The following is a 21,866-nucleotide window of genomic DNA, read 5'->3' as shown; positions in this document are numbered from 1 at the left end:
CCTACTGCGACCCTTTCAGCGACTGTTTTGAAATCCGGAAGCGTTACGTAAGGTGCGTTCCATGATGGCCAGCCAAGGCGGTTCCCTCGCGGCCGGAATTATTGTCGCGGATAGCCGGATTTGGTTCAATCGCAGATTTGGTGTCGGCAGCAGTGGGCGCCAAACTCAAAGCCAAGGAATTAAAGGGCAGGATTCAGATCGTGATGAATGGGTGTATGGTGTAACCGCCGCTTATCGAAGAGATGAGGTTAGTTCGTAGGTGCTGTAATCAATACGAAACTTCGGCAGCGATGCCCGGGGTTTATATTTGCTACAAAGTGTCGAATGTTCTCTTTATCTCATATGCCCCAGTAGTTGGAGAGACTGTAAATGACCTTGAAACCAGAAACCGCTTTGTCGTTAGGGGCCCAGCTTGCCCAAGGCTCTCTGGACCCGGTGGAGCTGACCGAACGAACACTCATTCAAGCAGGTGAGCACGACAGCATCTTTATCTCACTGACGCCAGAAAGGGCTCGGGCGGAAGCCTTGGCGGCTAGGGAGCGCATCCGCTTAGGGCTGAATCGAAGCGTTCTGGACGGTGTTCCTCTGGCGTGGAAGGATCTATTTGATCTCGCTGGCTCTATAACCACAGCTGGCAGTCGAATCTTTTCCAGCATTCCCGCACAAAGGGACGCATTCGCAGTATACAACGCTGCGGCAGCTGGAATGGTTAGCGTTGGAAAAACCAACATGACCGAATTTGCCTACTCCAGCCTTGGGCTAAATCCGCATTACGGAACGCCATCCTGCATTACGGGGAAAGACGCTCCAAGAGTGCCCGGAGGGTCCAGTTCTGGCTCAGCTATCGCGGTCGCCAAAGGTATCGTCTCAGCAGCTATTGGCACAGACACTGCCGGATCATTGAGGGTGCCCGCCGCATTTAATGGGCTGGTTTCTTATAAGCCTTCGCAATCAAGGCACAACCGCATAGGTGTGGCTCCCCTTGCGCGCTCCCTGGATACTATGGGGGTTATTAGTCATTCACTGGCCGATTGCGTTGCGATTGACGACATTATGAGATGTGGACACATCCAGGACAGGCAGCCCATAAGGCCTGCAGCGAGCTTGTTTGTCATGGACACATCCCTTGCAGATGATCCTTTAATCGAGCCGGCCGTCTGGGAGAATTTGAAGAAGACTGCAGCGCGACTAAGGCAGGCCGGTTGCCGAGTCGAAGAGCGCCCCATCGAGGCGGTTAAAGAGACTTTAGAAACTATTAAGTCACTTGGATGGCTAGGAGCAATCGAAGCCTACGCAGAATTCCGAGAAATTCTGGAAGGCAGCAATGCCAGTGCCTTGGACTCACGCGTTCGCAAGCGCCTTCTGGATGCTCGGGATTTTCCCGCGGATCGGGCTGTTGTACTTTATGCGAAGCGCGCCGAGTTGATACGGAAACTTAGAATGGAGCTTCAGGGTGCGATTCTATTGAGCCCCACGGTCGCCCATTGCGCACCATTACTGGAACCAGTCGAAAAAGATGCTGACGTGTTTGCCAGAGTTAACCTTCAAACCTTGCGACTTCCAATGATTGGCAGCTTTCTTGATATGCCGGCAATCGTTTTTCCCAGCGGACTGGATCCGGAGGGCAACTTCACCAGTATTCAGATTAGTGCACCCTGCGGTGAAGATGAAAAATTACTGTGCACGGCGAACGGAAACAGCGTTGTCTTCATGGCGGAGAAACAACGATTTGAATAAAGAGGTCGGTAACCGGGGCACCGGACGTTACGTTTATCAGTGCGTCATATTTTCCCATGGTCTACAGCTTCTTTGAAAGCTGGCTGACTAACTGCTTTGCGGGTAACGGAAGTTTGTCGTAACTTTGTATGCCTATGACCAGCTTTCTGGCTGCCCAGGAATCCTCTAAAGGGATGCTTTTCAATCCGAGCTCTGAAAGTTCTGTGTGGATAGTCATCAACGGCAGGATGCCGATCCCCATCCCGTAGTGAACCATCCTGCAAATTGCATCAAAGCTTCTGACCTGGATCCGCATTCGAAGATCTTTCCCTGCGAGTGCTGTTTGCTCCTGGAGTAATATCTGTAACGAAGTGTCAGTTTGCAGACCCACAAAGTCCTGGTCGGCTGCCTCCTTGAAAGAGATAGAGCTGCGCTGGGCCAAGCTGTGATCATCAGGGACCACAAGTACGAGTCTGTCACTGCGGTAGGGCATTATCTCCAAACCATCGGGGTCGACGTGACTGGCGAAGATTCCGATGTCGGTGAGGCCATTTCTGACTGCATCGATAACCTCGGTGCTGATCCGCTCTTGCAGGTCAATCTTTATTTGCGGGTAAATTTTTGCGAAGACGCTGAGGTCTTGGGGCAAGAAGGCGATGACTGCCGATGTATTTGCGTGAATCCTGACGTGACCTTTTATGCCTTCGCCGTATTCACTTAAGTCCGCGTGTAATCGTTTGATGGCGTCGAGAATATTAAATGCATGGTGAAGGAGTGCGTGACCTGCTGGGGTGAGTTCGACGCCACGGGATCTGCGGTAAAGTAACTTGCTCCCGATTCTGGCCTCCAAGTCACTGATACGCTTACTAACGGCAGCCAGCGCAATGTGTTCTCGTTCGGCGACGGCGGATAGCTTCCCCTCTTCGTGAATTGCGATAAAGAGCTTTAGCGTAACAAGGTCGATTTGATTCATGTTCATCTCGGGGTTCAGGTGTGAAATTCTACTTTATCAGTGATTTCGCAATCCGCGAACCCAAGATTGCCGTTTCCCTAATTGTCCGATCACCACTTCTTGCCTAGTCTGATTAGAAATAAGATCAAGGGAGTCGAAAATGACCGATGAAAAGCAACGAGTGTTGCCCCTGTCCGGAATCAAGGTTTTGGAAATGGGCCAATTAATCGCCGGGCCATTCGCGACTAAGTTGCTCGGAGAATTTGGCGCCGACGTAATCAAGGTCGAACCTCCCAATACCGGCGATCCGCTTCGAAAATGGCGCATTGTTCAGGACGGAACTTCTCTATGGTGGCATGTTCAATCGCGCAATAAGCGCTCCATTACTTTGGATCTCAAAAGTGAGGCTGGGCAGAGTGTTGCGCGGCAGTTGGCAGCCGAAGCCGACATCGTGGTAGAAAACTTCAGTCCGGGAACGATGGAAAAGTGGGGGCTCGGTTACGAAGAGCTTTCTCGCAATAACTCCGGCCTTATCATGGTTCGAGTTTCAGGGTATGGGCAGACTGGCCCCTACCGGGACAAGCCCGGGTTCGGCGTGATCGGTGAGGCGATGGGAGGTCTACGCTATCTGACGGGCAATCCTGAGGAGCGATCGGTGCGAGTGGGCGTCAGTATTGGCGATTCATTGTCTGCGCTGTATGCCATTATCGGCTCTTTGCTGGCTCTTCAGGAGCGTAGTCGGAGTGGCTTGGGCCAGGTGATCGATGTCGCCCTTTACGAATCCGTGTTTGCGATGATGGAAAGCCTGGTTCCCGAATTTGATGCGACAGGCCATGTGCGGCAGCCTAGTGGCAGTGCGCTGCCCGGTATCACTCCATCCAACGCGTATAAGTGCCTGGACGGCAACTACGTGCTGATTGCGGGCAATGGTGATGCCATCTTCAAGCGACTTATGAATTTGATTGGACGAGTCGATATGGCTGAGAATCCGGCCCTTGAGCATAACGACGGTCGTTCGAAGCACTCCAAAGAAATAGACGAGGCAATCGGCGCCTGGACGGGTGCCAGAGTTCGAAAGGATGTGCTCGGAAAACTCGATGCCGAAAGAGTGCCTGCCGGTTACCCCTACACGGCAGAAGACATTTTGAAAGACCCACACTACCTGGCGCGCGGAATGATTGAAACGATCGCGTTGCCTGGCGGTAGCACGCTGAAAGTACCAGGCGTTTTGCCAAGGCTTAGCGCGACACCTGGCAAGGTTGGTGGAGGGGGGCCGTCGCTTGGCGAGCACACCGCCGAAGTTCTTTCAGAATTAGCCATTGATGACGCTGTTCGGTCACAAATCCTTGGGTCATAAAAGCGATAGTGCGAGGTAAAAATGAGTAGGGTCGAAATTAATGAGGTTGCTCCGCGGGATGGGCTTCAAATCGAAAGCGTGTTTGTCAGCACCGAAGACAAAGTTCGATTGATTAATGCTCTTTCTGTAACAGGGGTCAAGCGAATAGAGGCTAGCTCGTTCACCTCGCCGAAGGCGATTCCTAATTTGCGTGATGCGTCAGAAGTGATCAGCATGATAGACCGCCACGCGGGTGTGCTTATAACAGCCCTTGTGCCCAACGAGAAGGGCTGTGAGCGGGCGCTGCTATGCGGTGTCGACGAGATCAATATGGTGATGTCGGCGAGCCTGTCCCATAGCAAGGTCAATTTAAGGATGACGCCAGAGCAGTCACTCGAGCAGTTGCAGCGCATCGTCAGAATGATCAAGGGTACGGGGGTTTTTTGCAACGCCTCAATATCGACGGTTTTTGGTTGCCCATTTGAAGGATTCTTGCCGGAGAATCAGGTTCTATCCATTATTGAGCGCCTCCTGGATGTCGGCGTGGACGGTATCACGCTTTGCGACACAACCGGTATGGCGAACCCGGCGCAGGTGAAGCATCTGTGTCAGACCATACTTGGCAAATGGCCAGAAGTACCTTTTACCTTGCACTTTCATAATACACGAGGCATGGGGCTAGCGAATGCACTGGCAGCGTGGGAGGCCGGAATTGTTCGTTTCGACGGTGCGTTGGGGGGGGTTGGTGGTTGCCCCTATGCACCGGGAGCGACAGGCAATGTCTGCACAGAGGATTTAGTGCATATGTTCGAGCAAATGGGGGTAAACACCGGAGTCGACCTGGACGCCCTTTTGATGGTGTCAAAGACGCTTCCCGTCATCCTGGAGCATGATGTACCGGGGCAAGTTGTCAAGGCGGGTAAAGCGGACAGGCGTTATGCCATGCCGGATCGATGATCTTTATCCGACAGCACTGTGAAGTAGCGATCCGCTTAACTCATTTAAAGCTTAACTAGAGGTCGGTTCATGAAAACAATCTTGATAAACGGCATTTGGCAGGAATCAGCAGACCAGAGCCGAATCGAAGTCCTGGCGCCTGCTACAGGGCAAAAGTTCACCGAGCTAAGCCGGGGTAAGCAGGAAGATATTGATCTGGCTGTCCGCTCTGCGAGACATGCGTTCGAAAACGACTGGGGAAAATATTCGGCGACCGAGCGTGGTCGCCTTCTGATAAAAATCGGCACAAAGATCATGGAGAATGCTGAGGAGATTGCCAGGGTTGAATCCCAGGATACTGGCAAGCCTTTACATCTGGCTCGGAATGATATCGCAGCGCTGGCGCGCTACTTTGAATTTTACGGTGGCGCTTCAGATAAGCATCATGGCGAGACCATTCCGTACCTGAATGACTACAGCGTTACCGTCGTTCGTGAACCGCTAGGCGTGACTGGGCACATTATCCCATGGAACTACCCTTCGCAGTTATTTGGCAGAACGGCTTGCTCGGCTTTGGCTGCAGGAAATGCCGTTGTCGTCAAACCTTCTGAAGAGGCCTGTCAATCGGTCCTGTTGATTTCCAGGATTGCCAGTGAGGCGGGGCTTCCGAACGGGGCGCTGAATATCGTTACTGGATACGGGGACGAGGCTGGCCATGCGTTGGCCAGTCATCCGGATATTAACCTTCTTACATTCACCGGCTCACCCTGTGTGGGAACGTTGGTGCAGCAAGCAGCTGCGAAAAATCACGTGCGTTGTGTTCTGGAACTGGGTGGCAAGTCGCCGCAGGTCGTTTTTGACGACGCTAATTTGGAAAAAGCGGTGCCTGCGGTTATTTCGGGCTTCATCCAGAATACCGGGCAAACCTGCTCAGCTGGAACACGGCTGCTGGTTCAGGAAAGTATTTACTCGGAAGTGGTTGAAATGGTCGCGGCCGGTGTCAAGAAAATAAGGACCGGCATGCCCGACCGTGACGTTGAGTGCGGACCTATCATCACCAAGGCCCAATTTAAGCGCGTTCAAGACTTCATCGAAAGGATTAAGGCTACCGGTATTAAACTGATTGCCCAAGGAGAGTTGGATACAGTCGAGAAGGGCGGTTTTTTCGTCCCCCCAATGGTTTTTGGCCCAGTGCCGAGTGACCATGAACTGGCCAGGGAGGAGGTCTTTGGGCCGGTTCTGGCGGTGATTCCCTTCAAGGATGAGGCGCATGCGGTGGCGCTTGCAAATGATACCGACTACGGCCTGGTTGCTGGCGTCTGGACCGAAAATGGATCGCGTCAACATCGGATGGCCCGCGCTATTGCAGCCGGACAGGTCTTTATCAATTGCTACGGCGCGGGCGGTGGCGTAGAGCTGCCTTTTGGCGGGGTCAAGAAGAGTGGCTATGGTCGGGAAAAAGGCTTATTGGCGCTGGACGAGTTCACCACGACCAAAACAATAGTCAATCATTATCAATAAGCTTCAGGCACTAAACGTCAGAAGTGATCTCTGGCGTACAACAATAATGGTTAGGGTTAATAGAGGACTTGCTGTTTCGAATCTCCCAGTAACCCGCTTTTCGGTGTTCGATTATGACAAAAAATAAAACAAGAACAGATTTTGACTATATTGTCGTCGGAAGTGGCGCTGCAGGTGCAATCGTTGCCAGTAGGCTTAGTGAAAATTCAGATAATAATGTTTGTTTGCTTGAGGCAGGACAAAGTGACCGCCATCCTTTTATCCATATCCCGGCAGGCTTTATTAAAACAATTTTCAACCCTAAACTCGCGTGGCAGTTTCATACCGAAGGTGACGAAAAAACGAACGACAGGAGCATCCCCATACCCCAAGGGAAAACGCTTGGTGGGTCCACTGCAATCAACGGCCTTGTGTTCAATCGCGGTCAGCAGGAGGATTACGACAGGTGGGCTGATCTAGGCAATACAGACTGGGATTACGAAAGTGTACTGCCTTATTTCAAGCGCATTGAAAAATGCGAGTTTTCCGTTGATCAACGTTACCGAAGTCAGGATGGTGTTGTTCCAATTAGCCGCGTGAGCTGGAAAAACCCGGTCTGCGAAGCTTTTCTGAAGAGCGCGCAGGAGCGTGGGATTCCGCTGAATGAAGATTATAACGGCGCCTCCCAAGCGGGTGTGGGATATTTCCAGCGAACCATTTCCAATGGCTTCAGGGTGAGTACAGCCAGTACTTATTTGAAGCGCGCCAGGTCTCGACCAAACCTCCATATACAGACTCGGTCCCAAGCGACAAGGATCATACTGGATGGAAAGAAGGCTGTAGGCGTCGAGTTTTATAATGCCCGCAAAAAAAAGTATGAGTCTCTATTCGCCAAAAAAGAAGTGATCATCAGTGCGGGTGCGATTAATACACCGAAGCTACTGCAGCTGTCTGGCATCGGTGACCCTGACCTTTTGAAATCCCTGGATATAGCCACACAACACCCGCTGCCAGGCGTGGGTAAGAACTTGATGGACCACTATTCAGTAAGAGTTGCTTACGGTGTTAAAAATAGCTCAACAATTAATGAAGAAGCTCGGGGCTGGCGCTTGGGACGGCAGATTGTCCGTTGGTTGCTGAAACGGCCAAGCGTCCTCAGTTTGAGTCCGTCTCTCGTGCACATTTTCTGGAAATCGGATGACACTCTAGATTCTCCTGATCTACAAGGAGTCTTCACTCCGGCGAGCTACAAAAAAGGTTATGTCGGCGTCCTCGACGACTATCCGGGTATGACCTGTGGATTCTGGCAACACAAACCGCAAAGCCGCGGGGTCGTGAAAATTCGTTCGAAGGATCCTATGGTTGCCCCGATCGTTCAGCCCAATTACTTATCGCACCCGGACGATCTCGAAGTCCTGATAAAAGGTATCAAGTTGGCTCGCTCTATAGTGGCAGCCTCGGGATTGGATCACTATCGCCAGGAAGAAACGTTTCCCGGTGCCAGCGTGCGAAGCGATGAAGAGCTCAGGGATTTTGCTCGAGAGTACGGAGTGTCTTCCTACCACCTGAATGGCACCGCCAAAATGGGCCCGGCAACGGATCCGGATGCCGTTGTAGATCATCAGCTCAAAGTACATGGAATAAGGGGGCTACGCATTGTCGATTCGTCGATTATGCCCGAGATTACTTCTTCCAATATTTGTGCTCCCTCGATGATGATAGGTGAGAAAGGTGCTGACATGATAATGAACGGCCAGTAAGCCGAACGAAGCTGTAAAACGTTGCCGAACAAAAATTTTGTGATCACATATATATAATTTGATAAGGAGTGAGGGTGAGTCTAATGTAAAGGTAATGACGTGCCCGTGAGGTGTATGTCAGTTCAGAAAAGGCACAAAAACAACAAGTAACTTACTGAAGAGAATCCAAAATGAAGAAGTTATTCACTACTGCTGCACTTGCTTTGGCTGTCGCTTCACCTGTGATGGCTGCAACTGTCGATGTTGCCAGCACATTCCCCAAGGACATGCTGTACTTAGGTGATTCCTTAAAAGAATTTGCAAAGTCTGTCGAGGCCATAACCGACGGTGAGATCACCTTCAAAATTCATGGTGCTGGAGAGTTAGTCCCGGCTCTCGAAGTGTTCTCTGCAGTTAGTCAGGGGGCGGTAGACGCGGGCTTTGACTGGAGTGGCTACTGGGGTGGAAGAGTTCCGATTTCAAACCTTGCCGGGGCTATGCCCTTCGGACCCGATCCCGTCGTGCTTGCTGACTGGGTGTGGGAAGGCGGCGGCCGTGAAATCATTCAGAGTGAATACGACAAGCACAATATTAAGTTCCTACCATGCGTCATTGTGCCTTCGGAGCCGGCTGGTTGGTTTCGTAAAGAAATCAACTCTCCTGAAGACTTCAAGGGGCTGAAATTCCGCATCGGTGGTCTTGGTGGTCGTGTTGTAGCCAAGCTCGGTGCCAGCCCTCAGCTGATTCCTGGCGGAGAAGTATATGTAGCACTCGATCGTGGGCGTATAGATGCCGCCGAGTTCTCGCTGCCCGCTATTGATAAAACCCTTCAATTAAACAAAACAGCCCCTTATTACTACTTCCCCGGCTGGCACCAGCCCTCCAGTATCAACTCGGTCTTGATCAACATGAATCGTTGGAACAAGTTCTCTGAAACCGAGCAGGGCCAACTGATGGAGGCCTGTCGGTCGACCGCATTCTGGTCGCTTACCAATGGCGTTCAGGAACAGGCAGAGACCCTTGAGCAGTTGGAGGCCGAGGGCACTGAGATTCGTCGTTTCCCGGATAGCGTAATTGATGCGCTGCGGAAGGCGACTGAGGAAGTGATTGCCGAGGAGTCCAAGAAAGACAAGGCGTTTCGCGAAGCGAATGAGTCACTCCAGGTTCACGTTGAGCGTGCTCGTCGCTGGAATGAACTGCAGGCTAGATAAGAGGGAATCCTAATGGCTAAGAATCCTTTCGCCACTCGGGCAATATCTGCTGGCGACATGTGTCAAAGTGTCTTCGCGGTTCTGGGACGCTACTCTGCAGGGCTGGTATTGGTCATCATTGCGGTGGTTCTGCTCTCTGTCGTCGGTTCCTCCTTTGGATGGAGTGACCTCGGGTCTTGGGAGACCAGTCTGCCGTTGTTCGGGAATCACCTGAACATGGTGAGCATTGCAGAGTTGCAGTGGCATCTGTTTGCCTTGCTCGTGATGGTGTCTGGATCTTATGTCCTTCAACAAGATCGGCACATACGCGTGGATTTATTGTCCGCGCGTATGTCGCCGAAAGGTCGTGTCACAGTGGATCTGGTGGGCGACCTTCTATTCTTGCTGCCGTTTTTCGGGTGTCTGGCTTGGTTTTCTTTTGGTTATGTTGAGAATTCATTCTTGATGGGTGAGCAGTCCAATAGCGGTGGCCTGATAGACCGTTACCTGGTGAAAGCCACCATGCCTCTGGGTGCCTTTTTGCTACTCGGGTGTGGGTTGGGACGAATTTTAAAAAACGTAGGCATTCTATTTCAGACGGATGAATGCGCTAGCAACAAAGCGAGGATGCCGTCGTGATTTATCTTCTACCCTCTCTGATGCTTTTAATGTTGATGATGGGAATACTCTCCGGGTATCCGGTCGCCCTTCTGCTGGGTGGCCTGGCTATTGTCTTCACGTTCGTCGGAGACCTTCCCCTCGCAGGCTTTGGTCTGATTGTTAGTCGAATTTATGGGGGCGTGTTGTCCAACTGGATTCTGGCGGCGATTCCCTTATTTGTTTTCATGGGAATCATGCTGGACAAGTCTGATATTGCCAAGAAAATCCTCCAGGAACTGGAGGCGTTGTTCGCCGGAAAGTCGGGCGGACTGGCATTGTCTGTCATTGTGATTGGAATCGTAATGGCGGCGAGCACCGGTATTGTTGGCGCTTCAGTTGTGCTGATGGGGACGTTGGCGTTGCCGGTAATGCTCAAGCAGGGCTATGACAAGTCTTTGGCGATGGGGACGATTCTTGGATCCGGCACCCTCGGTATTCTGATACCTCCGAGTATTATGCTGGTTGTATTTGGTGACATATTGCAGGTTTCCATTGGTGGATTGTTTGCCGCAGCGCTGATTCCCGGCGCGATGCTCGGGCTCTTGTATGCTCTGTATGTGATCATAACGGCGATTGTTTCACCGGAAAAAGCGCCTGCCAGACGAGGCGAAGAGACCGCTGGCTTAGTGCCATTGCTCCTGAGGCTTGCCACGAACCTTGTTATTCCCGCTTTGTTGATCACCAGTGTGTTGGGGTCGATCATCACCGGAGTTGCAACACCGACCGAAGGAGCTGCGATCGGCGCTGCCGGGGCTCTATTGCTCACCCTGCTGTCGGGAAAGCTGTCATGGTCGGTACTCAGCGGTGCGTGCAAGGAGACGACTCTGACGACGGGTATGATCCTCTTCCTCTCAATAGGCGCGACTGCCTACGGCGTAGTGTTTAGCCGCTTGGGGGGTAGCGATATGATCTATGCGTTGGTGGGCCTACTGGGGGGTGAGCCCTATGTGATTCTCATGGGAGCCATGCTGTTGATCTTCGTGCTTGGGTTCTTTCTCGAGTGGATCGAGATCAGTTTCCTAGTGCTGCCATTGTTAGCGCCAGTTATTGGACAGCTTGACTTCGCGCCGGCAATAGACTCCAGCCATGATGTACTCATCTGGTTCGCAGTGTTAGTTGCAGTCAACCTGCAGACGTCATTCTTGACGCCTCCCTTCGGTTACGCGTTGTTCTATTTGAAAGGTATTGCTCCGAAAGGAATTTCTACTGTTGATATATACCGCAGCGTGAAGCCGTTCGTTCTCATTCAGCTGGCCGGTCTCGTTCTGATCATTTTGTTTCCTGCTATTGCGCTTTGGCTCCCGGGCATACTTTGACTCCAGGTGGAAAGCCGTCAAGTAATTTAAAAGAGGTTGGATGTGAAACTATTTAACATGAGCGGGCGAGTTGCATTAATAACCGGAGCAGGGCGAGGAATCGGTGCGGCAATTGCGGAAGGCTTGGTGGATGCAGGCGCGAGCGTGGTGCTGGCCGACCTTAAAGTCGAGCACTGCGAAGAGGTTGCTGAGCAATTGCGCGCCAAGGGAGGCGCGGTCAGCGTGGTCGCCGTGGATGTCAGGCATCGAGATGCATGCAACGCCGCAGTGGAATCGGCAGTCAGCGCGTTCGGCAGGCTGGACGTTCTGATTAACTGCGCAGGCATAAATACTCGCAAAAAACTCGAGGATTATTCGGAAGAGCTCTGGGACGACATATTGGACACCAACCTGAAAGGGACGTTTCTCATGTGTCAGGCGGCCTTTCTCGCCCTGAAGGCCGCTGGCGGCGGCAAGATCATCAATGTTGGTTCTATTTTGTCATTGGTCGCTAATGAGGTGACCGGGCCATATGCTGCGAGCAAAGGCGGAATCCTGCAGATCACAAGGGCATTAGCGTGCTCTTGGGCGGAGCACAACATCACAGCGAATGTCATTCTGCCAGGGTGGATCGATACCCCGCTGTCTCGCCAGGCGCGCATTGATATACCAGGCCACGCTGAACGCGTTGTGGCTACTACGCCGCTCCGGCGCTGGGGAGAACCCGCAGATTTGGCCGGTGCTGCGCTGTTCTTTGCCAGCTCGGCGTCCGATTTCGTTACTGGGGCGAGTCTCGTGGTTGACGGTGGGGTTACGGCACACGTGTAGCAACTAGGGGAAGCTGTGGTCTGGTGGTTCGGCTCGTAATAGTGAATGTATGCCGCAGCGACAGACTGACTTCAGATACGTGCGACCTGCGGGGATGGTTACGCCAGGCGCGATGGAGAAGATGATGAAAATCAAGAATATTAGCATTGATACGCCGATGTTGGAGATGGAACTGGAATCTGGCGACTGGTCCGGGTTCAGCGCCGATAACGCCAAGCGCATGGCAACACTTTTTTTGTCTGCGCGCCGCTTCGAAGAAAGTATTCTGAAGCTCGACAAGCTCAGTTTGGTTCATGGGCCCGCGCATTCCAGTATCGGCCAAGAGGGTGGCGCTGCTGGTTGTCTCGCGGCTTTGCCACGGCAGACTATGATCAACGGTACTCATAGAGCACATCACCAGTGTGTTGCCAAAGCTGTTCATGCGAGGTACCCGGATGACTTTGATCCCGCTACCGCTGATGCGCTGCCTGCTGAAATGAGCGCAGAGATCTCGCAGATGATGGCAGAGATCCTCGGGCTAAGTACAGGCTGGACTGGTGGACGCGGTGGCTCCATGCACCTGCGCCGAGAAGAGGTCGGCATCATGGGGACGAATGCTATCGTTGCGGGAGGACTGCCGCTCGCGTGCGGGCACGCGTTTGCGGAAAAGGTTCGCGGTGGAGATTCCGTGATGGTGTCCTTCTTCGGTGATGGTGCAATACACCAGGGAGCGGCCCAGGAGGCGATGGCTCTCGCTGCTTTGTACCAGTTGCCGCTGATCTTTTTCCTGGAGAATAACCGTTACGCTGTCTCCACCAGTGTGGAACAGTCGTGTCACCAGACTGACCTTTTGACGCGGCCTTTCGCGCATGGAATTCCGTCTATGCGGGTAGACGGCATGAATCCGTTGGCCGTGTGGCATGCAACGAAGTGGGCTCATAAGTGTGTGCGTGAGCAAGGCGGTCCTGCATTCATTCAAGCCGATGTTTATCGGTATTTTCATCAAAGCTCGGCTATCCCCGGAAGCGCCTTCGGTTATCGTTCCAAAGAAGAGGAAGAAATTTGGCGCGCGCGCGACCCTTATGATTTTCTCAGAACTGAATTCGCAAACCGTGAGTTGCTCTCCCATGATGACTTCGATGCGATCGACTTGATCGTGAGTAAGGCTGTAAACGCAGCTTACGATCACTGCATCGAAGGCAAAGGATCAGCAAGCCGCATTCGAGCGGAGCTTTGGCCCGATCCCCACACGGTAGACCATGAATTGACTGGCGACTTGGCGGAATTTCAGGACGTTAGTTTTTCAGAAGTGACGGATTTCGCTGCCGAAGAACTTCAAGAGATGACCCTTATTCAGGCGATGTCTCAGGTTGTCGGCGCGCGCATGCGGGAAGATGACAGCATTTATGTATTTGGGGAAGATGTTGCGAATATGGGTGGCGGTACGGTCGGAGCTACGAAAGGCCTTCCTGCGGAGTTTCCCGATCGCATAATAAATACGCCGATTACTGAGAACGGCTTCTGCGGACTGGCTGCAGGAGCAGCAGTGTCCGGGCTGAAACCTATCGTTGAGCTGATGTACAGTGACTTTATCCTCGTCGCAGGCGATCAACTTTTGAATCAAGCCGGTAAAATGCGTCACTTGTTCGGAGGAAGACTGTCGGTGCCTTTGGTGCTGCGCAGTCGGGTGCCGGGGCTCGAAGGATACGGGTCGCAGCATTCGATGGATCCTGCCGGCTTGTTTGCTCTATTTCCGGGTTGGCGGATACTGGCACCTTCGAATCCTTACGACTATGTCGGATTGATGAATTCGGCCCTGCGCTGCCAAGACCCTGTCTTGATTATCGAGGCTCAGGAGTTGCACAAGAAAAGTGCCCTGGTGCCGAAAAGCCTGGATTACTACATCCCCATTGGCAGAGCGCACAAGGTGGCGGAAGGCGACCAGATTACCCTTCTCGCCACGCTCACGATGGTCGAAATGTGTCAAAAAATAGCCACGAAAATGGGTGTGCGGGCGGACATTATTGACCTTCGCACCCTCTCCCTCCGCGATATCGACTACGACACAATTGGCGACTCCGTGCGTAAGACTGGCAAGGTAGCCATTGTTGAGCAAACTACTCGAGGGGCCAGTATCGGTGCGCACATCGCCGATGAAATCCAACGAAAATTCTTCGACTATCTGGATCAGCCAGTCAAGCGCGTGACTGGTCGCTGGAGTCCTCCCACGGTTTCCAAGGTGCTGGAAGAGGCTGCATTGGCGAATGGGCACGACGTCGAGGCTGGAATTAGTGACTTGCTGGCGGACAGTGGGCTGTCAGCGTAATCATCAAGGAAGAAGTTTATGCCGTTTTCACTTCAAAACAAAAAAGTTCTGATTACCGGTGCAGCTGGCGGGATCGGCGCCGAGACCGCTCGCGTCTGCGCCGAGTTGGGCGCATCACTCGTGTTGGCTGACATCGTCGAACCGGTGGCACTTGCCGAGGAACTCAGAAGAGCTGGAGCAACCGTTGTAACTTACGCCTTCGACGTTGCGGATCGTGTCGCTACAGAACGAGTTGTAGCAGACATAGGTGAGCTCGATGCAGTCGTGGCCAATGCCGGATTCTGCCCATGGGACGATTGGGAAGACGAGAGCTGGGACGAGGTGTTCGGGCGAGTCATCGACATTAATCTGCTCGGTGTCATCCATCTGGTCCGTGCGTGCTTGCCACGAATGTGCGAACGCGGTGCCGGCAATATAGTGCTGGTCAGCTCAGTGGCTGGGCGAATGGGCGGGCTCAAGGCTAGCCCACATTACGTGGCGGCGAAAGGGGGTATTATGGCGATGACCAAGTGGTTGGCGCGTAAAGCTGCCCCTCATGGTGTCGTGGTAAATTCAGTGGCGCCGGGAGCGACCGCCACCGGTATGACAGCGAGCCAGGCTCTGGATTGTTCCAGAATCCCATTACAGCGCTTGGCGGAACCAAGAGAGATAGCGCTTCCTATCAGTTTTCTGTGTTCAGACGCTGCGAGCTACATCTGTGGCACGACATTAGATGTTAATGGCGGTGTTCATATGAGTTGAATAGCTGAGAGTGGGGACTTTTTTTGGAACTGTTGAACTGGAACGACACAGGGTGCAGAACGCGATTGCTATGGATAACGGAGTTGAAGTGGGCCTCAGTCTGTATAAGCGTACAACCTTGGCGGATCAGGTTTATACAGATCTAAAGCGGTTACTACTATCGGGCGCAGTCGCGCCCGGTGAGAAAATTACGCTGCGAGGGTTGTCGGAGATCATGGGGATCAGTCCTATGCCGATTAGGGATGCAGTGCGAAGGCTCGTTACCGAACACGCACTAGAGATGTTGCCCAATCGCACTGTTCGAGTTTCAAAGCCCTCGGTGGAGCAGTTTCGGGAGATCGTTGAAATCCGTTGCCATCTGGAAGGGCTGGCTGCGAAAAAGGCTACCGAGAAGATGGGTGCAGCGGCGCTGAAACGCATCGTCAAAGCCGCTGATCGTTTTGACGACGTGGCCAAGCCGGAGACTGCGAACATGCTGGATATGGTCGAGGCTAACCGACTACTGCATTTCAGTTTATATGAGCAGTCCCAGATGCCGCTGTTGATGTCGATGATTGAAGGTTTGTGGGTGCAGGTTGCCCCCGTATTTGCTCTCAGCATGAGCACGCAGTTGCGTGAAATCGGCAATATGGAAGCGTTTGATCATCACCGTGACCTGGTCAAAGCTCTGCGGCAACGTGATGGCCTGCAGGCGAGGCAGGCGATCGAAGACGATATTAGAGATGCAGCTACATATATTGAGCGCTCTGGTGCACTCGGTACTTAAAAGCATTGTACCAATAGACCACATGATCGTCGTACCGTTTGATGATCGCGGCTTGCTGTGAATCGTCGGTCGCTATGCGCAAGTTGGTAAAGGAGATGAACTGATGGCAATTGAGATAAAAATGCCGGCACCGACGCCCGGAATGACGGAAGGCGCGTTGATACGATGGCTCAAGCACGAGGGAGATAGTGTTGAGTCTGGCGATGTAATCGTCGAGGTTGAAACCAATAAAGCTACGCTGGAAGTTGAAGTCTTTGACGAAGGTATCCTCAGTAAAATACTGGTGCCGGCAGGCAGTGAGCAGGTGCCTGTGGGTACCGTTATCGCCATTTTGACCGAGCATGGAGAAGAACTGGCGGCTGAGCCTGCTACCGAAATATCTGCGCCAGAAGAAACGCTGGTGACAGCCGCAGGCTTCGGAAACAGCGTGCCCCGGCCACACGAAGACCGGGTGTTCGCAAGCCCATTGGCGCGGCGCTTGGCTTGTCAATATGACCTTGATATTGCATCCCTTCCCGGGAGTGGCCCACGAGGCAGGGTGGTCCGTGTTGACGTCGAAAGCGCTCGTGATTCAAGGGCGTTAGCCAAGGTGGAAGAGCCGGTCGATAGCGGCGTGTTTTCGCAGCAGAATGATCAGCAAGTCGAATACATATCGAATAACAGTATGAGGCGCACCATTGCTGCAAGGCTTTCCGAGTCGAAGCGTGAGATCCCGCACTTTTACTTGACGCTGGACTGCGACGTCTCCGGTCTTTTGATCCTGCGCGCCCAACTCAATGTCAAGGGAGCAAAAGCATCGCCGACTTATAAATTGTCAGTCAACGACATTGTTGTTTGTGCAGTGGCAAGAGCACTGCGCACAGTTCCCGAAGTTAATGCCAGTTGGACGGATGCGGCTATTAAACGCTACCTCAGCGTCGACGTCAGCGTCGCTGTTGCCACTGAGGGAGGTTTGATTACGCCGGTTATTCGTGAGGCGGATCGCAAAGGCTTGGCGGAGATCGCTAGTGAAGTGCGGGAACTTGCGGAGAAGGCGCGCACAGGGTCCCTTAAGCCAGCAGAGTATCAGGGAGGCGGCTTCACCATCTCAAACCTGGGGATGTATGGCATCCGGGAATTCTCAGCGATCATCAATCCGCCACAGGCTGCCATCCTTGCAGTCGGCAGTATCGAGAAGCGCCCAGTCGTTCGCGATAATGAGTTAGCAGTCGGCGAGCTCATGACTCTGACCTTGTCCGTTGACCACAGAGTGGTCGACGGAGCCGTTGCTGCGCGTTTTCTTGCGGTACTGCGTGGACTCTTGGAAGACCCGGTAACGATGCTGGTGTAGGAAATCTGCTATGAAGACAAATAAGTACGAACTTTTGATCATCGGTGCTGGCCCGGGAGGCTATGTCGCCGCCATACGGGCTGCCCAGCTGGGGTTGCGCGTAGCGGTCGTTGAGCGGGCAGAGCTGGGAGGTGTATGTCTTAACTGGGGCTGCATTCCCACCAAGACGCTACTACGGTCCGCCGAGATTCTACGCATAGCACGGGAGGGGGCGGCGTATGGCTTGGTGCTAGATGCCCCGCCACGCTTTGACTTGAGTGTTGCGGTCGCGCGCTCGCGCGCAGTCGCTGATCAGCTCAATCAGGGCATTGGCGCGCTCCTCAAGAAGCACAAGGTGACTGTAATCAAAGGCCATGCACGACTGCTAGGTGGCAGTGCAGTGGAAGTTGAAGACGGCAACGGCCAGTCTGACCGCTTGCAGGCCGAACACATTATTATTGCTACAGGCGCGAGTGCTCGTGAATTGCCCGGTTTTGAGTTCGATCGAGACCGAATATGGACTGCACGCGAGGCGATGACGCCGACAATAGTGCCAAAGACGCTGGCTGTAATTGGAGCAGGAGCTATCGGTGTCGAGTTCGCCAGTTTCTTTTCGGCTGTCGGTAGCCGGGTCACCGTGTTTGAAAGTGCAAATTGTATTTTGCCCCACGAGGATGCGGAGATATCTGCGGCACTCGCCGGCAGCCTTAAGCGTCAGGGGCTGGATCTGCGCACTGAAGTACGCTTGGTGGATGCCCGCAATACTGCGGATGGCGTCTCCATACGTTACCACGAGAAGGGCGTTGAGCAGGAGTTGACAGTTGAGCGCGTCATTGTCGCTGTAGGCATTGTTGGTAACACAGAAAACCTCGGTCTCGAGAACACTAGTGCGAAAGTGGATAAGGGGCATTTGATCGTGGATCAATGGTCCCGTACTGAGGAGCCGGGCCTCTATGCCATTGGCGATGTTGCTGGCCCCCCGTGGCTTGCTCATAAAGCGTCCCATGAGGCGATTGCTTGTGTCGATCACATTGCCGGCTTGGCGGAGGCGCATCCACTGGACCCCGCCTCGGTTCCCAGCTGCACATACAGCCATCCGCAGGTAGCAAGCATCGGCTTGACGGAAGAGCAGGCACGGGAGAAGGGGCACGCATTGGCCGTCGGCCGGTTTCCGTTACTAGGCAATGGTAAGGCGTTGACCCTGGGTGACAACGAAGGGCTCGTCAAGACGGTTTTCAATGAGAGTACTGGAGAGTTTCTGGGAGCTCATATGATTGGGCCAGACGTCACCGAACTGATTGGTGCTTACGCCATCGCGCGGACATTGGAAACCACCGAGCGGGAACTGATGCGAACGGTGTTTCCTCACCCTACGTTAAGTGAGAGTCTGCACGAGTCCGTGTTGGCTGCCTTTAATCGCGGGTTGCACGTCTGAACCTTCCATATCGGCCAATCGAGGTTTACTAAAACTATATTGAATCAAGTGGTTCGCAGCTTGAAAAATATAGCTGGTTAGCCTCTGGCCGAAAATGACTCTTGATCCTCGTTCGCAATCTACTCAACTCCATCAGAAAGACGCAAGAGCTAGGCTTATGTCTACGTAAGCGCCAATCGATTATAGGGGTAAGAATAAGCGTGCAAGAATCATAAAAGATTGAAGCTGTCGGACGATCTGTCAAGCGTGACGTTGATTAGCAAATTCTGGGATTTACTGAAGCACCGTGGTCTTGATATGCATTTGGAGAAAATGGTGCATATTTCGGACCATCATGAACACCGATTCCGGACCAACGTGAACAGCCATTACGGCTGAAGATGAATACTTTTGGTGATTTACCGAATCGGTATTCACCATGTCAGATTCGGTGTTCACGTTCAGCCGGAATCCTTCTTAACGCATTGCTATGTCAAACGTTTGCTACTCTGATTTCCCTTTTTTGGGGATCAGGGCCATGCCAGCTACGAGAATGGCAATGCGCAAAATCAGAGAAGTACTTCGTCTGCGGCTGGAAGCGGGGCTCTCGATCCGGCAGATCAGCGCCAGCACCAAGACCAGTGTCGGAGCCATCCAGAAGCTCTTGTCTCGGGCCGATGCCTTAGAGATCCTCTGGCCATTGCCAGACGATCTGGACGATGGCCGCCTGGCGGCCATGTTCTATCCCGGCTCCGATCTCACCTCATCTTCACGCTATTAGATGCCTGACTGGACGACGGTTTACCAGGAACTCAAGCGCAAAGACGTCACCAAGCAGTTGCTGTGGGAGGAGTACACCGCCCGGTACCTCAACCGGTGTTACAGCTACTCTTACAGTACTGCGTCGCTACCCCCACTGGCTGAAGCAGCAAAAGCGCTCCATGCGCCAGGCCCATAAGGCCGGCGAGAAACGCTTCATTGACCCACCGCCCCCTCCCAGAGAAAAAATTTAATTGCACACTCATTTTATTTTCTATTAGTGAGCATTATTTTACCGTTTCCAGTAGCTACAAGTTCAGATTTTTGGTTAAAACACTCGCCCTTTAATACGGCTATTCCACCATTAATCTTTGGCTTAGCCAAAAGCTCACTAATTGTCCATTTTACAGTCAAAGTATCTTCCGCAAAAACGGGTGCTAAAAATTGGCAGTTATGCTCTAGGTAAGCGACTGCTGAGCCATAAAAATACATACCAATGCAAGCGGACATATAGGCACCTGTCATCGGCCCATGTAAGATTCGTTTCCCAAACCGAGTTTTAGCACAAAACTCCGCATCACTGTGCAAAGGGTTAAAATCACCAAACATTCCGCAAGCTTGACTTATATGCGCATCAGTAATCGTAAGACTTTGACCAAACGTGCCATTTTCACTCAATTCATCAAATGCCTTGCCAACAAAATCCATAACTAATCCCCTAATTGCTGAGTTTCAAGTTCTCGCAGAGTTCTGCGAACTACTTTTCCTGTCGTCGTCATCGGCATCTCTTCAATAAATTGAATTTCTCGCGGGTATTCATGGGCAGATAATCGGATCTGAACATGCCGCTGTAATTCTTTGAGCAACTCCGTACTCTCACCATAATCGTCCTGTAATACGATATAAGCCTTTACAATCTCACCGCGTACTGGGTCTTTTTTACCAATTACGGCAACCAGCTTGACTGCTGGATGCTTAAGCAAACAGTCTTCAATCGGTGCTGGCCCTATTCGATAACCACCACTCGTAATTATATCGTCATCCCGACCAATGAAGTAAATATAACCATCCTCATCCATTCGTCCATTATCACCAGTAATTAACCACTGCTCTATATATTTTTCTACTGTGGCTGTTGAGTTCTCCCAATAACACAGCATTTGAGAGGGGTTGGGGCTAGCTACTGCAATATTGCCTGGCTCACCTATAGGAACCGGATTGCCATCGTTATCCACAATAGCTACTTCAAAACCAGGTACGGCCTTACCTATAGCGCCAACTTTTTGTATCCCTTTACTGGCACAAGAAGATAGCACCAAATTGCACTCAGTTTGTCCATAGATTTCATTCATCCGTACCCCGAGTACTTTTTCCCCCCATTCCAGTAACTCAGCACCTAGTGGCTCTCCACCACTAGCAACTGAACGTAACTGCAACTGCCAATTTTCAGGACTTTTCACATTGCGTAATAACTTAAGCGCAGTTGGTGGAAAAAACACATTGCGAATTTTTAAATCTTGTAATAGCTGGAAGACGTCGTCAGCACAAAACTTCTCAGCTCGGTAGGCAACTACCGGCACACCAAAGTATAGTGATGGCAATAATACATCTAACAAACCACCAATCCATGCCCAATCGGCTGGCGTCCACATCCGGTCGTTTTCTCGCGGAAACATATCATGAGACACTTGAACCCCTGGCAGGTGACCTAACAGAACTCGTTGAGAATGCAATGCTCCTTTGGGGTGACCTGTCGTTCCTGAGGTATAAATAATGATTGCTGGATCTTCCATCCGGGTCTCGTAATTAGTGAATTCGCAACTCTGTGCTGCTAACTCATTTTGATATGACAGAGCACCTGATTGACCTTTACTAAATCCAACGACATAACAGCTGGTTAAACTCTGACAGTTCTCCGTTAGGGAAGTAATTTTTTCAAAGCCCTCAATATCAGTGATGAGACTACACATACCACTATTGCGGACACGGTGCTCAATAGCATCAAACCCGAAGAGCTTGAATAAAGGTACTGCGATGGCTCCCAGCTTATAAATGGCCATGTGCGTGCTTGCTGACTCAATACCTTGGGGCAACATAATTCCCACCCGGTCACCAAATCCAACGCCTTGCTCTTGAAAACTATTGGCCAAACGATTTGCCTGCTCTTGTAAATAACTAAAGCTGTACTCAACCACACTGCCGTCATGATTTTTCTGAATTATAGCAGTTTTTTCACACGTATCTTTCACCCAGCGATCACAACACACCTCTGCAATATTAAAAAAACCTTTTGAATTCTTCCATTGATAAATATTTTCAACTTGTATTGTCAGCATAATCGTATCTCTGTAGTTAATTTTTATATGTAGTAAGTGAGCGGTCGGCACAATACGATAATAGTCACCAATGGCGATGCTATG

The 21,866-nt window shown here is 52.0% G+C and carries 18 protein-coding genes and 1 pseudogene; 16 read left to right on the top strand and 3 right to left on the bottom strand.

Annotated features, from left to right (window positions below; all coding sequences use genetic code 11):
• Positions 1-61 precede the first annotated feature (61 nt).
• Together MIH19_RS11075 and MIH19_RS11070 are read left to right on the top strand one after the other, a co-directional pair.
• The gene (locus MIH19_RS11075; RefSeq protein WP_249008903.1) at positions 62-259 is read left to right on the top strand and encodes a hypothetical protein; all 198 of its coding nucleotides are present in this window, start codon (positions 62-64) and stop codon (positions 257-259) included.
• Positions 260-375: 116 nt separating this feature from the next.
• Positions 376-1,737 (top strand): amidase family protein, encoded by a 1,362-nt coding sequence (locus MIH19_RS11070; protein WP_249008902.1) that lies wholly within the window; start codon positions 376-378, stop codon positions 1,735-1,737.
• A 61-nt stretch (positions 1,738-1,798) separates the two neighbouring features.
• Here MIH19_RS11070 and MIH19_RS11065 read toward each other — a convergent pair whose 3' ends face one another.
• Positions 1,799-2,689, bottom strand: a complete 891-nt coding sequence (locus MIH19_RS11065; RefSeq protein ID WP_249008901.1) for a LysR substrate-binding domain-containing protein — start codon at positions 2,687-2,689, stop codon at positions 1,799-1,801.
• Positions 2,690-2,828: 139 nt separating this feature from the next.
• On the opposite strand from MIH19_RS11065, the gene MIH19_RS11060 reads away from it, so the two are divergent.
• The 14 genes and pseudogenes from MIH19_RS11060 to MIH19_RS10995 form a co-directional block, all read left to right on the top strand.
• On the top strand, positions 2,829-4,025 hold the full coding sequence (locus tag MIH19_RS11060) for a CaiB/BaiF CoA-transferase family protein (protein WP_249008900.1): 1,197 nt from the start codon (positions 2,829-2,831) through the stop codon (positions 4,023-4,025).
• 21 nt (positions 4,026-4,046) lie between these two features.
• Positions 4,047-4,961 (top strand): hydroxymethylglutaryl-CoA lyase, encoded by a 915-nt coding sequence (locus MIH19_RS11055; protein ID WP_249008899.1) that lies wholly within the window; start codon positions 4,047-4,049, stop codon positions 4,959-4,961.
• Positions 4,962-5,030: 69 nt separating this feature from the next.
• Positions 5,031-6,461, top strand: coding sequence for an aldehyde dehydrogenase family protein (locus MIH19_RS11050; RefSeq protein WP_249008898.1), 1,431 nt, complete (start codon positions 5,031-5,033; stop codon positions 6,459-6,461).
• Positions 6,462-6,574: 113 nt separating this feature from the next.
• A complete protein-coding gene (locus MIH19_RS11045; RefSeq protein ID WP_249008897.1) occupies positions 6,575-8,200 on the top strand; it encodes a GMC family oxidoreductase N-terminal domain-containing protein in 1,626 nt (541 codons plus the stop codon).
• Between the two features lie 170 nt (positions 8,201-8,370).
• Positions 8,371-9,390, top strand: coding sequence for a TRAP transporter substrate-binding protein (locus MIH19_RS11040; protein ID WP_249008896.1), 1,020 nt, complete (start codon positions 8,371-8,373; stop codon positions 9,388-9,390).
• A 12-nt stretch (positions 9,391-9,402) separates the two neighbouring features.
• The gene (locus MIH19_RS11035) at positions 9,403-10,008 is read left to right on the top strand and encodes a TRAP transporter small permease subunit (RefSeq protein WP_249008895.1); all 606 of its coding nucleotides are present in this window, start codon (positions 9,403-9,405) and stop codon (positions 10,006-10,008) included.
• On the top strand, positions 10,005-11,345 hold the full coding sequence (locus MIH19_RS11030; RefSeq protein WP_249008894.1) for a TRAP transporter large permease subunit: 1,341 nt from the start codon (positions 10,005-10,007) through the stop codon (positions 11,343-11,345). The genes MIH19_RS11035 and MIH19_RS11030 overlap by 4 nt, the downstream gene beginning before the upstream one ends.
• Before the next feature lie 42 nt (positions 11,346-11,387).
• On the top strand, positions 11,388-12,152 hold the full coding sequence (locus MIH19_RS11025; RefSeq protein WP_249008893.1) for an SDR family NAD(P)-dependent oxidoreductase: 765 nt from the start codon (positions 11,388-11,390) through the stop codon (positions 12,150-12,152).
• A gap of 121 nt (positions 12,153-12,273) precedes the next feature.
• Entirely contained in the window at positions 12,274-14,457 is a 2,184-nt protein-coding gene (locus MIH19_RS11020; protein WP_249008892.1) for an alpha-ketoacid dehydrogenase subunit alpha/beta, read from the top strand.
• Positions 14,458-14,475: 18 nt separating this feature from the next.
• On the top strand, positions 14,476-15,198 hold the full coding sequence (locus tag MIH19_RS11015; protein ID WP_249008891.1) for an SDR family NAD(P)-dependent oxidoreductase: 723 nt from the start codon (positions 14,476-14,478) through the stop codon (positions 15,196-15,198).
• Positions 15,199-15,250: 52 nt separating this feature from the next.
• Entirely contained in the window at positions 15,251-15,964 is a 714-nt protein-coding gene (locus MIH19_RS11010; protein WP_249008890.1) for a GntR family transcriptional regulator, read from the top strand.
• A gap of 103 nt (positions 15,965-16,067) precedes the next feature.
• On the top strand, positions 16,068-17,294 hold the full coding sequence (locus tag MIH19_RS11005) for a dihydrolipoamide acetyltransferase family protein (protein ID WP_249008889.1): 1,227 nt from the start codon (positions 16,068-16,070) through the stop codon (positions 17,292-17,294).
• 10 nt (positions 17,295-17,304) lie between these two features.
• The gene (gene lpdA / locus MIH19_RS11000) at positions 17,305-18,708 is read left to right on the top strand and encodes a dihydrolipoyl dehydrogenase (protein WP_249008888.1); all 1,404 of its coding nucleotides are present in this window, start codon (positions 17,305-17,307) and stop codon (positions 18,706-18,708) included.
• Positions 18,709-19,225: 517 nt separating this feature from the next.
• A pseudogene (locus MIH19_RS10995) lies at positions 19,226-19,670 on the top strand (IS21 family transposase); the annotation flags it as partial.
• A 43-nt stretch (positions 19,671-19,713) separates the two neighbouring features.
• Here the strand turns inward: MIH19_RS10995 and MIH19_RS10990 are convergent.
• Positions 19,714-20,154, bottom strand: a complete 441-nt coding sequence (locus MIH19_RS10990; RefSeq protein WP_249008887.1) for a MaoC/PaaZ C-terminal domain-containing protein — start codon at positions 20,152-20,154, stop codon at positions 19,714-19,716.
• Positions 20,155-20,156: 2 nt separating this feature from the next.
• Positions 20,157-21,782 carry an AMP-binding protein gene (locus MIH19_RS10985; RefSeq protein ID WP_249008886.1) on the bottom strand — a complete coding sequence of 542 codons (1,626 nt, stop codon included), beginning with the start codon at positions 21,780-21,782 and terminating at the stop codon, positions 20,157-20,159.
• Between the last annotated feature and the right edge of the window lie 84 nt (positions 21,783-21,866).

It is taken from the genome of Marinobacter sp. M1C (assembly GCF_023314135.1).
Lineage (GTDB): Bacteria > Pseudomonadota > Gammaproteobacteria > Pseudomonadales > Oleiphilaceae > Marinobacter.
The sequence above is the reverse complement of the archived record's forward strand: the minus strand, read 5'-3'. Positions and strand labels throughout refer to the sequence as shown.